Origin of the sequence: Pedobacter punctiformis (assembly GCF_027213715.1) — a bacterium.
Classification (GTDB): domain Bacteria; phylum Bacteroidota; class Bacteroidia; order Sphingobacteriales; family Sphingobacteriaceae; genus Pedobacter; species Pedobacter punctiformis.
This window is the reverse complement of the sequence record NZ_JAPWGM010000001.1, coordinates 698,439-713,174: the sequence shown is the minus strand read 5'-3', so window position 1 is coordinate 713,174 and position 14,736 is coordinate 698,439. Positions and strand designations below refer to the sequence as shown.

The 14,736-nt window shown below is 36.2% G+C and carries 13 protein-coding genes; 12 read left to right on the top strand and 1 reads right to left on the bottom strand.

The features are described 5' to 3' along the window. The first annotated feature begins 46 nt into the window (after window positions 1-46). From O0955_RS03195 to O0955_RS03145, 11 genes are all read left to right on the top strand, one after another. Window positions 47-550: an NADH-quinone oxidoreductase subunit J family protein gene (locus O0955_RS03195; RefSeq protein WP_269426079.1), complete on the top strand. Its 504-nt coding sequence runs from the start codon at window positions 47-49 to the stop codon at window positions 548-550. Continuing rightward, window positions 550-879, top strand: a complete 330-nt coding sequence (nuoK, locus tag O0955_RS03190; RefSeq protein WP_131538348.1) for an NADH-quinone oxidoreductase subunit NuoK — start codon at window positions 550-552, stop codon at window positions 877-879. The genes O0955_RS03195 and nuoK overlap by 1 nt, the downstream gene beginning before the upstream one ends. A 19-nt stretch (window positions 880-898) precedes the next feature. Continuing rightward, window positions 899-2,791: an NADH-quinone oxidoreductase subunit L gene (gene nuoL / locus O0955_RS03185; RefSeq protein WP_269426595.1), complete on the top strand. Its 1,893-nt coding sequence runs from the start codon at window positions 899-901 to the stop codon at window positions 2,789-2,791. 20 nt (window positions 2,792-2,811) lie between these two features. Further along, a complete protein-coding gene (locus tag O0955_RS03180; RefSeq protein WP_269426078.1) occupies window positions 2,812-4,275 on the top strand; it encodes a complex I subunit 4 family protein in 1,464 nt (487 codons plus the stop codon). A gap of 3 nt (window positions 4,276-4,278) precedes the next feature. After that, window positions 4,279-5,652 carry an NADH-quinone oxidoreductase subunit N gene (locus tag O0955_RS03175; RefSeq protein ID WP_269426077.1) on the top strand — a complete coding sequence of 458 codons (1,374 nt, stop codon included), beginning with the start codon at window positions 4,279-4,281 and terminating at the stop codon, window positions 5,650-5,652. Window positions 5,653-5,701: 49 nt separating this feature from the next. After that, window positions 5,702-6,355, top strand: a complete 654-nt coding sequence (locus tag O0955_RS03170) for a DedA family protein (protein WP_269426076.1) — start codon at window positions 5,702-5,704, stop codon at window positions 6,353-6,355. A 7-nt stretch (window positions 6,356-6,362) separates the two neighbouring features. Then, window positions 6,363-6,914, top strand: a complete 552-nt coding sequence (locus O0955_RS03165) for an inorganic diphosphatase (RefSeq protein WP_269426075.1) — start codon at window positions 6,363-6,365, stop codon at window positions 6,912-6,914. Next, window positions 6,914-8,230 carry a hemolysin family protein gene (locus O0955_RS03160; protein WP_269426074.1) on the top strand — a complete coding sequence of 439 codons (1,317 nt, stop codon included), beginning with the start codon at window positions 6,914-6,916 and terminating at the stop codon, window positions 8,228-8,230. The genes O0955_RS03165 and O0955_RS03160 overlap by 1 nt, the downstream gene beginning before the upstream one ends. An 8-nt stretch (window positions 8,231-8,238) precedes the next feature. After that, window positions 8,239-8,943 carry a 16S rRNA (uracil(1498)-N(3))-methyltransferase gene (locus tag O0955_RS03155; protein WP_269426073.1) on the top strand — a complete coding sequence of 235 codons (705 nt, stop codon included), beginning with the start codon at window positions 8,239-8,241 and terminating at the stop codon, window positions 8,941-8,943. A 128-nt stretch (window positions 8,944-9,071) separates the two neighbouring features. Further along, window positions 9,072-9,656, top strand: coding sequence for a DUF4159 domain-containing protein (locus O0955_RS03150; RefSeq protein ID WP_269426072.1), 585 nt, complete (start codon window positions 9,072-9,074; stop codon window positions 9,654-9,656). Window positions 9,657-9,660: 4 nt separating this feature from the next. Further along, a complete protein-coding gene (locus O0955_RS03145; RefSeq protein ID WP_269426071.1) occupies window positions 9,661-10,161 on the top strand; it encodes an acyl-CoA carboxylase biotin carboxyl carrier protein subunit in 501 nt (166 codons plus the stop codon). Window positions 10,162-10,220: 59 nt separating this feature from the next. Here the strand turns inward: O0955_RS03145 and O0955_RS03140 are convergent, their stop codons facing one another. Beyond that, complete coding sequence (locus O0955_RS03140; RefSeq protein WP_269426070.1) at window positions 10,221-11,879, bottom strand: SUMF1/EgtB/PvdO family nonheme iron enzyme; 1,659 nt, start codon at window positions 11,877-11,879, stop codon at window positions 10,221-10,223. Between the two features lie 253 nt (window positions 11,880-12,132). Between O0955_RS03140 and O0955_RS03135 the strand changes: the two genes are divergently transcribed. Then, a complete protein-coding gene (locus tag O0955_RS03135; RefSeq protein WP_269426069.1) occupies window positions 12,133-14,715 on the top strand; it encodes an AsmA-like C-terminal region-containing protein in 2,583 nt (860 codons plus the stop codon). Window positions 14,716-14,736: the final 21 nt, after the last annotated feature.

Below are 14,736 nucleotides of genomic sequence, written 5' to 3'. Positions count from 1 at the left end.
GTGCCTCATATGGTATGGAGAAACAAAGTAAATAAATAACAAATTAATGGGTACACAAGTATTCTATTTCGTAGCCACATTAAGTATCATCTTTTCACTGATGGTGATTTTTGCAAAAAATCCAATACACAGTGTTCTATACTTAATCCTTACCTTTTTCACATTTACGGTGCATTATGTGCTGTTAAATGCGCAGTTTTTAGCTGTGGTAAACTTCATTGTTTATATGGGAGCCATCATGGTTTTATTTTTATTCGTGTTAATGCTACTTAACCTGAATAAGGAAACCGAGCCATCTAAATCGCCACTGATTAAAATAGTAGGTGTTATTGCAGGCTGTTGCTTAGTGGTCACTTTAATCGGATCGTTAAAAGCAGCAACCATTTCAAGTCCTTTAATCCTGAAAAACCCGGGATTAGGATTGGTCGAAAATTTAGGAAAGGAACTTTTTGGCCCGTTCTTATTGCCTTTCGAATTGTCGTCGCTATTGTTATTGGCAGCAATGGTTGGAGCCGTTTTATTATCTAAAAAAGATGAGGTAGAAGCATAATGGGAAATTTAACTACACAACTTCAGGGTGTTCCGCTTAACCATTACATTTATTTAAGTGCAATCATTTTCACAATAGGTGTAATTGGCGTATTAACCCGTAGAAACGCGATCGTAATTTTTATGTCGGTAGAGTTAATGTTAAATGCAGTAAACCTGCTTTTAACTGCGTTCTCTGTGCACAGTAACGATCCGTCAGGACAGGTTTTCGTATTCTTTATTATGGCACTGGCTGCAGCGGAGGTTGCTGTTGGTTTGAGTATCATTGTAATGGTTTACCGGAATACGAAATCTATAGATATTAATGTTTTAAATCGCCTTAAGTGGTAAATATATACTAAGAATGACAATAGAACAATTGATTTGGTTGGTTCCATTACTTCCTTTTTTAGGTTTTGTAATTAATGGACTGGGCAGAAACTCTTTATCAAAAGGGCTTGTTGGTGTTATTGGAAGCGGAGTAATTCTGGCCTCTTTTATCATCAGCCTTTTTATCTTTTTTAGCTTAAATGGCGATGCACAAAAATCTCACGAAGTATTTTTATTTGATTGGATAAGTGCTGGTAAATTGCACATTCCATTATCTTTTCTGGTTGATCCGCTAAGTTCAATAATGCTTTTAATTATAACAGGTATTGGTTTTCTAATCCACTTATATTCTACAAGCTATATGCACGATGATGCAGGTTTTGGTAAATTCTTTAGTTACCTTAATCTGTTTGTTTTCTTTATGCTTTTGCTGGTATTAGGATCAAACTATATCGTTATGTTTATCGGTTGGGAAGGTGTTGGATTATGTTCATATCTTTTAATCGGTTTCTGGTATACCAACAGCGCTTATGCATCAGCAGCTAAAAAAGCTTTCGTAATGAACCGTATTGGTGATTTAGGCTTTTTGCTAGGCGTTTTCTTAATGTTTAACTTTTTTGGAAGTGTTGAGTTTGCTAAAATATTCCCTCAGGCCGCTAATATGTTGCCGGGCAATAATACCATTGTTTTAATTACCATCTTATTATTTATCGGTGCCTGTGGTAAATCCGCACAACTACCTTTATTTACCTGGTTACCCGATGCAATGGCCGGACCAACCCCCGTTTCTGCTTTAATTCACGCTGCAACAATGGTAACAGCAGGTATTTATATGATTGCACGTTCAAGTGTATTGTTTGATCTTGCTCCATTTACCCAAAATATTATTGCAATTATTGGTACAGCAACAGCCTTAATTGCTGCAATTATTGCTTTAACACAAACAGATATTAAAAAAGTACTGGCTTATTCAACGGTATCTCAATTGGGATACATGTTTTTAGGTTTAGGTGTTGGTGCTTACACTGGTTCCTTTTTCCATGTATTAACCCACGCATTCTTTAAAGCGTTATTATTCTTAGGAGCGGGTTCAGTTATTCACGCCATGCACCATGAGCAGGATATGCGCCACATGGGCGGATTAAGAAAAAAACTGCCGGTTACATTTTTAACCATGATGATTGGTACCATTGCAATTGCAGGTTTACCGCCGTTCTCTGGTTTCTTTTCAAAAGATGAAATTTTAGCAAACGCCTACGAACACAATAAAGTACTTTGGGCAATTGGTTTATTCACGGCATTCTTAACAGCATTTTATATGTTCAGAATGATGTTCCTTACTTTCTCCGGAAAATATAGAGGAACACATCATGCAGAAAGCCACATTCACGAATCGCCAAAAGCAATGACTATTCCATTAATTATTTTAGCTGTTTTAGCAGCAATTGGTGGAGCAATCAATATTCCTCATGTATTTGGTGGCAATGCCTGGTTAGAACACTGGTTATCGCCAGTTGTAGCACAGCACGAATTAGGTTTGGATCATGCGACTGAGTATGCTTTAATGGGTGTTTCTGTACTGGCTGCTTTAGCGGCTACAATTTATGCTTATAGTAAATATGTTAAGGGCGCTCATGTTCCGGTTGCTGATGAAGCACCGCGTTCTGCATTGGCAAAATTATCTTACCATAAATTCTATTTAGATGAAGTTTATGATTTCTTAATCACAAAACCTTTAGATGCACTTTCAAAATTCTTTTACAGAATATTGGACAGTAAATTTATCGACGGAATTGTAAATGGTTTAGGCTGGGGAACAAATGAAGCAAGTAAAGGGATTCGTTTGTTACAAAGTGGAAACGTTGGTTTCTATATTTTTATGATGGTATTCGGTATCATCGCATTGCTGTTATATACATTTTTATACATATAAAAAGGGTTCAAAATTAAATAATGGAACAACTTTTACTACTTATATTTCTACCGCTTGCAGGTGCAGTTATCACAGCATTTTCAGGCAAGTCGGCCAAAATAATTTCTACCGTAATTGCGGTGATTTCTTTAGGCCTGGCTCTGTTTATGGCATGCAGCTTTATTCCTGATGCAAGTACTCAATTTGAAGCCAACTTACCCTGGATTTCTGATTTAGGTATTCGTTTCCATGCGGGTATTGATGGCATTAGCATGCTTGTGGTTTTACTGACGAATATTTTAATTCCGATTATCATTTTATCGAGTTATAAGCACGACTATAAAAATCCATCTGCATTTTACGCTTTAATTCTGTTTATGCAAAGTGGTTTACTGCTTGTGTTTACCTCAATGGATGCATTTTTGTTTTACATTGGATGGGAGGCCGCGTTAATTCCGGTTTACTTTATTTGCGCCTTTTGGGGTGGTAAAGATCGCATTCGTATTAACATGAAGTTCTTTGTTTATACCATAGCCGGATCTTTATTTATGCTGCTGGGCATTATCTATTTGTATTTACAAAACCCGGCACACAATTTTGATATCAATGCTTTTTATGCTTTAAATCTTGACTCGTACCAGCAGGGATGGCTGTTTTGGGCTTTCTTTATTGCTTTCGCGATTAAGATGCCGATTTTTCCTTTCCACACCTGGCAGCCAGATACCTATACAGCGGCACCTACGCAAGGAACTATGCTTTTGTCTGGTATTATGTTAAAAATGGGTATTTATGGTGTAATCAGATGGTTATTGCCAATTGTACCGCAAGGTGTACACGATTGGGCTAATGTTGCAATCGCATTATCAATTATAGGTATTGTTTATGCATCAGTTATTGCTTTTACCCAGAAGGATGCAAAACGTTTGGTTGCTTATTCATCTATTGCCCACGTTGGATTAATTTCAGCAGGTATTTTTGCCCTGAACCAACAAGGTATGCAAGGTGCAATGGTGCAAATGTTAAGTCATGGTATTAATGTGGTGGGTTTGTTCTTTGTACTGGATATTATTTACGCCCGTTTAAAAACAAATAAAATAGAAGATTTAGGAGGTATTGCTAAAGTTGCGCCGCAATTGGCAATTGTTTTCCTGATTATTGTTTTAGGAACAGTAGCTTTACCGGGTACCAATGGTTTTATTGGCGAATTTCTGTTGCTGATGGGTGTTTATAATTATGGAATCTGGGCAGCAGCAATTGCAGGTTTAACCATTATTTTCGGCGCTGTTTACATGTTGCGCATGTACCAAAATGTAATGCTTGGCAAAACCAACGAATTAACCATCAGTTTTACTGATATTAACGGAACTGAGAAATTAGTTCTTTATATAATTTGTGCATTAATTATTGTTTTAGGGGTATATCCTAAACCATTATTGCACTTAACAGAGGCATCTGTACAACATTTATTAGAACAGGTAAATCAAAAACTAAACACAGTAAATTAAGCAATGAATATTATTATAACCATTAGTATAACAGCTTTTTTAGTGCTTTATGCAGGTTTGTTTAAAGCAAATAAAGCATTACTACCGCTTACAGTTGTTGGCTTACTTACTGCATTAGGATTTACTTTCTGTGCCTGGGGTGGCAATGCCGTTCATTATGGCATGATGCAGACAGACAACTTTGCACTGGCATTTTCAGGTATTTGTATTGTAGGTACTTTATTTATTTTCCTGCTTACCCAAAACTACTTTCATTCTAAAAGTGATAATATCGCTGAATATTATGCCCTGATTCTTTTTGCGCTGGCGGGTATGATTATGATGGTTTCTTACAAAAACATGGCGATGTTATTTGTTGGCTTAGAAATCATGTCGGTAAGTTTATACATCCTCGCCGGAATCAGAAAAAAAGATTTTGCTTCAAATGAAGCTTCATTAAAATATTTCTTAATGGGTGCCTTCTCAACAGGCTTCCTGTTATTTGGTATTACCCTGATTTACGGTGCAACCGGATCATTTGATTTGGATAAAATCGAAGCCTATTTAATTGCAAATCCTCAAACCATTTCTCCAATTTTTTATCCCGGAGTAATTTTGATGATGATTGGATTAAGTTTTAAAGTGGGTGCAGCACCTTTTCACTTCTGGACACCAGATGTATATGAAGGATCACCATCTTTAATTACAGCTTTTATGAGCACAGTGGTTAAAACTGCTGGTTTTGCTGCTTTCTTAAGGTTATTTGCTGGTGCTTTGTCTCCTTTACACGAGTTCTGGATGGCACCACTATTGGTTATCGTTTGTTTAACCTTATTTATCGGTAACGTTACGGCTTTGTTCCAAAAGAACTTCAAACGGATGCTTGCTTATTCAAGTATTTCGCACGCAGGTTATCTTTTATTTTCACTAATTACTTTAACCCCGCAATCAGGCAGTAATGTTTTGGTTTATGCGGCCGCTTATACATTTGCTTCAATTATTGCTTTCGCCGTATTAATATTGGTTAAGCAAAAAACAGGAAGCGATAGCTTTGAAAGCTTTAATGGTTTAGGAAAACGTAATCCTTTAGTTGCCTTATGTTTAACCGTTGCCATGTTGTCATTAGCCGGTATTCCTTTAACTGCAGGTTTTATAGGTAAATACTTAATGTTTTTAAATGTGATGAAAGAATACCAGATTCTTTTGGTAGCCTTCGCTATTTTAAATGCATTGGTAGGCTTCTATTACTATTTCAAGGTAATTGTGGCTATGTATTTTAAAGATGGTGCAGAAACAGAGCTAAGCACACCGGTTCAATACAAGGTTGTTTTGTTGATTTCAGTAGTAATTACGATTGTCATAGGTATTTATCCGGCAATTATTTTAAACCTGATTTAACATCATGTTGATATTGATAATTATTTGTAGTTTTATGAATAATTGAAATATGCACGATTTTTGGAGTAACCTGCAGCAACTAATTGATCCCGAAAAATTATTGAGGGAAGGCGGATTCTATCTAGTGCTTTTTGTAATCTATGCAGAAACAGGTCTGTTCTTTGGCTTTTTTCTTCCCGGCGATTATTTATTGTTTTTAGCGGGTATGTTCGTGGCTACGGGCAAGCTCGATGTTAATATTGCGGTGCTGCTCGCCGGTTTATGCGTGTCGGCCATCATGGGTAATTTTACCGGTTATTGGTTTGGACGTAAAACAGGACCAGTATTGTACCATAGAAAAGACAGTTTTTTCTTTAAAAAGAAATATTTAAAAGCTGCAGAAGATTATTACAACAAACAAGGAGCATTTGCATTAATAATGGGCAGGTTTGTACCGATAGTTAGAACTTTTGCACCGATTTTTGCTGGTGTAGTAAAACTTGATTTCAAAAAATTTGCACTTTACAATATTGTGGGTGGTGTTTTATGGATTACTTCATTAACACTGCTGGGTTATTTTTTGGGCAAAAGATTTGAGAAAGAAATAAACGATTATTTATTATATATTATTATTGGGTTTATCATCATCACAACTATACCATTATTAATTACCTTTGTAAAAAATAAAGTGGTTAAAGATCCGGACGAGGATAAACAGATTTAAATTAGAAATGGGCAAAGACGATCATCACGCGTGGCATAGCGTATCACCAGGCAGTAACCTTCCAGAAACGGTTAATGCAATTATTGAAATTCCAAAAGGTTCAAAAGCAAAATATGAAATAGATAAAGATTCTGGTTTAATTAAATTAGACAGGGTTCTTTTCTCATCAGTAATGTATCCGGCTAACTATGGCTTTATTCCGCAAACTTATTGCGATGATAAAGATCCATTAGATATTTTGGTACTTTGTTCTGTTGACGTATATCCAATGACGCTTATTGAAGCTAAAGTTGTTGGTGTAATGCACATGGTAGACAACGGGGAGCAGGACGATAAAATTATCGCTGTTGCAGCTCACGATATGTCTGTTAATTACATAAACGACTTAGAGGAACTCCCTCCTCATCAAATGAAAGAAATTGTTCGTTTCTTTCAGGACTACAAAGCATTAGAAGGTAAAAATGTAACTATCGAGCATTTACTTGGTGTTCGTTATGCGCACAAGGTAATTAGAGAAAGCATAGAACTTTATAATACAACATTTAGAGAATTAGCTTAATGGGTTGGGACTTATTCTGGACATTCTTTTTAGTAGCTTTAAATGGGTTTTTTGTTGCGGCTGAGTTCGCAATAGTAAAAGTGCGTGGTTCTCAAATAGAGATTAAAGCAAAGACCGGAAGCAGGGTAGGTAAAATTGCCAGAAATATTATTCACAATTTAGATGGATACCTGGCAGCAACTCAGTTAGGTATTACTTTGGCTTCACTTGGCTTAGGTTGGGTAGGAGAAAGGGTAATGCACCAAATTATTCACGATGGAATGGCAAATCTTGGTATTGCTGAAGCTTATATTACTTCAGTGTCAACCATTGTTGCCTTTTCTATTATAACGATTATGCACATTGTTTTTGGTGAATTGGCACCAAAATCATTTGCAATTCAAAGACCTGTAGCCACAACATTGTTTATCTCCGTTCCGCTACAGGCCTTCTATTTTGTTTTTAAACCTTTTATCTGGATGCTAAACGGTTTTGCATCCATCATTTTAAAAGGCTTCGGAATTAATTCTGCGGGCGGTCACGAATCCCTGCACAGTACCGAAGAACTGCAATATTTATTAGATCAGGGTAAAGAAAGTGGAGCCTTAGATACTAACGAACACGAGTTAATTAAAAACGTTTTTGATTTTAACGAACGTGTTGTTAAAAATATCATGGTTCCAAGAACCAAGATTTCGGGTATTGAACTAAATTCGCCAAAAGAGGAAGTGATTGATACCATCATTAAAGAAGGGTATTCGAGATTACCTGTTTATGATGAAATCATGGATAAGATTATCGGTATTATCCACGCTAAAGATATTTTGCCTTTGGTGGCTTCCGGTAATCAGCATTGGACAGTTAGCGACATTATCCGTAAACCTTACTTCGTAACGGAAACCAAAAAAATTAACGATTTGATGAGCGAGTTGCAGTTAAACCGCATTCAAATTGCTATTGTTTTGGATGAATTTGGGGGAACTGCCGGAATGGTAACCTTAGAAGATATTGTAGAAGAATTGGTTGGTGAAATTCAGGATGAGTACGACGAGGAAAAACCTTTGGTAGAAAAAGTTTCTGACAACGAATTTATCGTAAATGCTTTTGCAACGGTTTATGATGTAAATGAGCATTTACCACATGATTTGCCTGAAGATGAAGATTTCGATACCGTAGGAGGTTTGGTGTCCCACATTTTCGGCCGCATTCCAGAGGTTGGAGAAAACAATGAGTCTTATGGTTATCTGTTTACAATCCTTAAAAAGACCGAACAAAATATCGAAACGATCAAGTTAGAATTGGTTATTAATAAAGAAGATATGGTTGATAATCACTAATTTCAACAATGCATATTTTTTATACGCCAGATATTACTCAACCCGTTTACGCACTCAACGAAGAAGAAAGTAAACATTGCATTAAAGTTTTACGCTTACCTATTGGTGCTCTTATTTACCTGGTAGATGGAAAAGGTGGTTTTTATACCGCCGAGATTATTTCTGATAACCCTAAAAAGGTACAGCTTAATATTGTTAAGGCCGAACTGGGGTATGGCAAACAAAACCATTACTTACACATTGCAATTGCGCCAACAAAAAATAACGATCGCTTGGAGTGGTTCCTTGAAAAGGCAACCGAACTGGGGATTGATGAAATTACACCTTTAATTTGTGATCGTTCTGAGCGCAGGGTGGTTAAAACAGATCGCCTGAGCAAGGTCATCACTTCAGCAGTAAAACAGTCAATTAAGGCTTATCATCCGGTAATTAATGAAGCCATACACTACAACGATTTTCTTAAACTTCCGTTTGAAGGCGATCAGCTAATTGCACATTGTATAAATACCGGTGAAAAAGAATTTATTGCAAATCTTGTAAAACCGCATCAAAAATATTTAATATTAATTGGACCTGAAGGTGATTTTACGCCCGATGAAGTTAATTTAGCTTTGAATAAAGGCTATAAAGCCATAACTTTAGGAGATAACAGGCTTAGAACCGAAACTGCGGCTTTAAGTGCTTGTTTTGAGGTCAATTATATTAATAGGTAGTTAGTTTGAAGTTTCCAATTTTTAATTTTCATTTTTCAAACAAAAATATAAAGCTTTTGCTTTGTTGTTTTTTGCTATGCACTTTCAGTTTTTTGCTTTTAGCTTTCAGTTCTGTGCCAACTTACCGCATGGCGAAATTGAAATACAGCGGCGGAGGTGATTGGTATGCCGATAGAACAGCGCTTCCGAATTTAATTGCTTTTTGTAATTCTAACCTTAAAACCAATTTTTATCCCGAAGAAAGCATTGTTGATGTTGGAAGTAAAGAAATTTATAACTATCCTTTTATTTACATGACCGGGCATGGAAATGTTGTTTTTAGCGATCAGGAAGTTAAAAATTTAAGACAATATTTAATTGGCGGAGGTTTTTTGCATATAGACGATAATTATGGTTTGGATAAGTTTATAAGGCCTCAAATGAAAAAGGTTTTTCCTGAACTGAACTTTGTAGAATTACCGGCTAATCATGCCATTTATAATCAAAAATTTAAATTTCCGGGAGGTTTACCTAAAATACACGAACATGATGGCAAACGGCCTCAGGGTTTTGCTTTAATTTATAAAGGACGGGTAGTTTGCTATTACACCTTTGAATGCGATCTAGGGAATGGCTGGGAAGATTTAGGTACCTATCCGGAAGACACGCAGGAAACAAGGACAAAAGCGCTTAAAATGGGCGCAAATTTAGTGCAATATGCTTTAACACAATAATACCATGCATAAAGTAAAAGTTAACAATAAATTTCAATTTGAGGTTGAAGCTAAATCTGCAGAATTACTAATTAATGGTGCACCTATAGAAATAGATAGGAGTGCACTAGGAAATGGTTTAACTCATGTTTTGTATCAGAATAAATCTTTTAATACCGAAATTACAGCAGTAGACAGAGCTGAAAAGACCTGCATTATTAAAGTAAATGGCAACAGTTACAAAATTAAAGTAGAGGATCAATTTGATCAGCTTTTGAAACAACTTGGACTTGATAATCTGGCAACCAGCAAAGTTTCGGAGATTAAGGCACCTATGCCCGGTCTGGTTTTAAATGTAATAGTTGCAGAGGGTGCAGAAGTGAAAAAAGGAGATAACTTACTGGTACTGGAAGCCATGAAAATGGAGAATATCCTTAAATCTTCAACGGATGGTATTGTTAAAAAGATTTTGGTAAAACAAGGTGATAAAGTAGAAAAGAACCAGGTTTTAATTCAGTTCAAGTAAAACGGATTTTAAATATTGTTTAAAAAAGAAAGCCCCGACGTAAAATCGGGGCTTTTATATTATCTGCTTTTGCTAACCCTGAAAGGTTTGGGCACAGCACTTTTAAATTCTCTTTTGCCTTTGGTGCTAATTTCAGGTGCACCAAGCATTGTCATTGCACAACGGAAACCAACTTCTGCTGATGATTCATCCTGTTGTAAGAAACGGCGGGTTGCAGGGTTTAACCAGTAAGCCATGTCATTCCATGAACCACCTTTATAAACTCTCGATTTATCGTTAACTAAAGAAACACCTTCTTCGTTTAACAATTTGTTTTGTCTGTCGCGGTAACCCCTTTCGTCAGCCTGATACGCGGTAACAGGTGCTTTCGGATCCGGAGATTTAGCAATAGAATCTGCTCTTTTTGCAAGTGCTTGTTTCTCAGCCCAGGTTAATTTTTTGCCTGAATAAGCATTTTCTTTAATCGGTTTGCCATATTTATCTAAAGCAATTTTACCGTTAGCAGCATCAACTAATTGTTTATCCTGAAACTGGTTACCACGATAAGGGTTAAAAGCGTCAGCATCGGTAAATGTAGCCGTACGATAAACATCATTAACCCATTCGTTAACATTACCAGCCATATTGTATAAACCAAAATCATTTGGAGCATAATAAATAACCGGAACAGTTAAATCTCCCTTATCATTTAAAGAGCCTCCAACACCCATGTAATCTCCTGATGCTCTTTTAAAGTTGGCCTGAATCAAACCTCTGGTTTTCTTCTTAGGAGAACTAACGCCCAAGCCATTCCATGGGTAAATTTTATTTTGGTTGATGTTTTCATATTCCGTATTACCAATTAAACCTAAAGCAGCATACTCCCATTCAGCCTCCGTTGGCAAACGGTAAGGTTGCATAATTACACCATCTTCTAAAGTTGCATTTCTGGTAGGAACTGCACCTCCACGGCCTCCTGCTGCTCCAATTGAAGCACCGGCAGCGGCATTATAATCTTTAGGGGCATTTTTACCTCTGTCATCATACTGACCGTTTAAGTACGCGTCAGTATTGAAAGGTTTATCTGGTCTGGTGGTTGCAGCGGTAGTGCTGTTATTTCCACGACCGGTATTGCCACCTGCAAGTGTTTTATAGTCTGTTAAGATGCCTTTTTCACGTAAAATAAACTCATTTGCCTGAGAAGTTCTCCATTCGCAGAAACGCGAAGCCTGCTCCCAGGAAACACCAACTACCGGATAATCACGATACGCAGGGTGTCTTAAATAATTTTCAACATAAGGTTCATTATAAGATAAAGCTCTGCGCCATACCAAAGTATCCGGTAATTCATTATAATAATACTCACGGTCTTCAGGGTAACTTACTCTAATCCAGTGTAAATATTCTAACCAATCGGTATTTGAAACTTCCGTTTCATCCATATAAAATGAAGGAACCGTAACCTGTCTTTTGTAATTGTAAATGCTTGGCTCTACACCTGCAACCTCAATTGCACTACCACCTACAACTAACACACCACCTTCAATCGGAATTAATCCAGGTCCGGGAGCACGTTTGTATTTCGTAGCAACAGCAAAGCTGCCATAGGTTTTGTTTTTCTTATCTGCATAAGGAATACCCGTTTTACTGGACCTATTTGCATTTTTAGAGTTACTGCAACCCGAAAGCATGCCGATAAGCGATAAACAAGTAAAAGAATATAGTAATAGTTTTTTCATATGATACTATGGAATATTGCCTGTAGGCAATCAATTGATAAAATTAAGCAAATTTATACGATTTTAATAAACTTTGCGATAACAAAATATTGAATATAATTTTTAACCCATAACGTAATATTTTATCCGGTATTGTGTTAAGGCCGTTCTTTATGTGTTTTTTTATAACCTTTTAATAATAAGGCTTATATGTTTTGGTTCGTTTATTGTGTTGATCTACATCCAAATATTAATTTCGTATAAAGATTATATCATGCTTAAAAAAGTTTCCATCGTACTTATCACCTTATTTGCGCTCCTTTTCATTGTTGCAGCCGCTATTCCAATGTTTTTTAAAAAGGAAATAGATGCTAAAATCAAATCTTCTATCAATAATCGCGTAAATGCTAAGGTCGATTTTAAAGATCTTGATTTAAGTTTGATTACTTCTTTCCCCAATCTGGGCATTAAAATCAACAACCTCACCATTGTTGGTGTAGATAGTTTTGCTAAAGATACATTGGCAAATGTTAAACAATTGCAATTAAATGTTAATTTATTAAGCGTGTTAAGCGGAAAAACTTATCAGATTAAATCCATTAATCTGGATGAACCTAATATTTTAGCAAAGGTTTTAAAAAGTGGTAAAGCCAATTGGGACATTATGAAGAAAGATAGTGTTACCGCTAAAACGGACACTGCTGCAACGGCTTTTAAGGTTGCTTTACAAAAATATGCCATCGAAAACGGAAATGTAATTTATGACGATGCTTCTATGGGTTTCTTTATGGAACTGAATAATTTAAACCATACCGGAAAAGGAGATTTTACTCAGGATCTTTTCACTCTAAAAACGCAATCAGATATTGAAAAATTAACGGTTAAATATGGTGGTATTCCATATTTAAACAAAGTAAAGCTTGACGCTGACTTGCCGATTGAAATGGATATGAAAAACATGAAGTTTACTTTTGCTGAAAATAAAATTAAACTGAATGAACTCATCTTATCTGCTGTGGGTTATCTGGCTATGCCAAATGAAAAAGATATGGTGATGGATTTTAAATTTGACGCCAAGCAATCTGAGCTAAAAAACTTCCTTTCTTTAATTCCGGCAATTTATGCAGCCAATTTCAAAGATATGGAGGCTACCGGAAAGTTTGCCATGAACGGAACGGCAAAAGGTATTTATAATGATAAGTCGCTGCCGGCGTTCGATGTGAATTTGTCTATCGAAAATGGTAAAATAAAATACCCTTCTTTGCCTTCGGCAATTAATAATATCCAGGTAAAATCTCAAATCAGTAATCCTGATGGGGTAATCGATCACACTGTTGTTAACGTACCCGCATTTCACTTAGAATTTGGGCAGGTTCCGGTAGATGGGAGGTTGTTGGTGAAAAACCCGGTAACAGATCCTTTTGTGGATATGGCTTTAAAAGGAAAATTAGATTTAAAGCAATTAACCACTATTTTTCCGATGAAAGATATGACTTTGAGCGGAATTTTAGATGCTGATGTGCAAGCGGCCGGAAGAAAATCATCGATAGATAAAGGACAGTATGATGCTTTTAAAGCTTCAGGACAAGTTTTGGCTAGTAATTTTAATTATTCAGGTAAAAATGTACCAATGCCCGTAAGTGTACCAACAGCAAAAATGGTTTTTAGCCCTAAAAACATTACTTTAAGCAATTTGACCGCTAAAGTGGGTAAAAGTGATTTTGCAGCCAATGGATCACTTAATAATTATTTAAGTTATTTCTTTAAAAAGAACCAACCGCTGCAGGGTAATTTTAATTTAAGATCTAATTTGCTTGATGTTAATGAGTTGGTTGGTCCTAAGGCCGCAACAGAAAAGACAGATTCGAAAACTTCATCTCAACTTTCAGTATTTGAAGTACCGGGCAATATAGATTTTACTATGGCTGCTAATGCGGGTAGAATTTTATATGATAACTATGATATTTCTAACGCCAGAGGTACTTTGCTGGTAAAAAATAAAACAGTTCATTTTGAAAACATGTCTATGAATATGTTAGATGGTACCGTGAAAATGAATGGCTCGTATGCCACCGTTAATCCTAAATCGCCAAAGGTTGATATTAATTTTGGTATTGAGAAAATGGATATTCAAAAAGCATTTGGTGCTTTCAATACGGTAAAATTGCTTGCTCCGGTAGCCAAATTTGCTAAAGGGGTTTTCTCTACAAACCTTAAATTTAATTCAGATTTGGATCAGCATATGATGCCGGTTTATTCTACAATTAATGCAGATGGATTAACCAATATTATCCAGGCCGTTGTTGATGGTTTTGAACCTTTAAATAAACTGGCTTCAACACTGAGCTCAGATAAATTTAAAAAACTGGAACTGAATAATGTAATCACTAAGTTTAAAATAAAAGATGGCCGTTTAAATGTTGCCCCGTTTGATATTAAAAAAGATGGCGTAGTGATGAATGTACAAGGTTCTAACGGATTGGATCAAACGATGGATTATAACCTGGGCTTAAATTTACCACGTGCCATGCTGGGTGCAAAAGCAAATGAAACGGCGAATGCTATGATTGCCAAATTAAACAGCAAGGCAGGTACCAATGTATCCATGAGCGAAACGATTAAAGTAAATGCGGTTTTAGGCGGAACTTTTTTAAAGCCTACCATTAATTTGAAATATGGTGCGGGTGATACAAAAACAGCAGCTAAAGATGCTGTGAATAGCATAATTGCAGATAAGAAAGCCGAACTTCAGGCTAAAGGACAGGCCAAAGCAGATACTCTAAAAGCTAAAGCTACTGAGAAAGTGAAAGATGCAATAGCGGATAAACTGAACGGCTTGTTTAGAAAAAAGAATTAATCTGATCCTTTTCAGGAATGT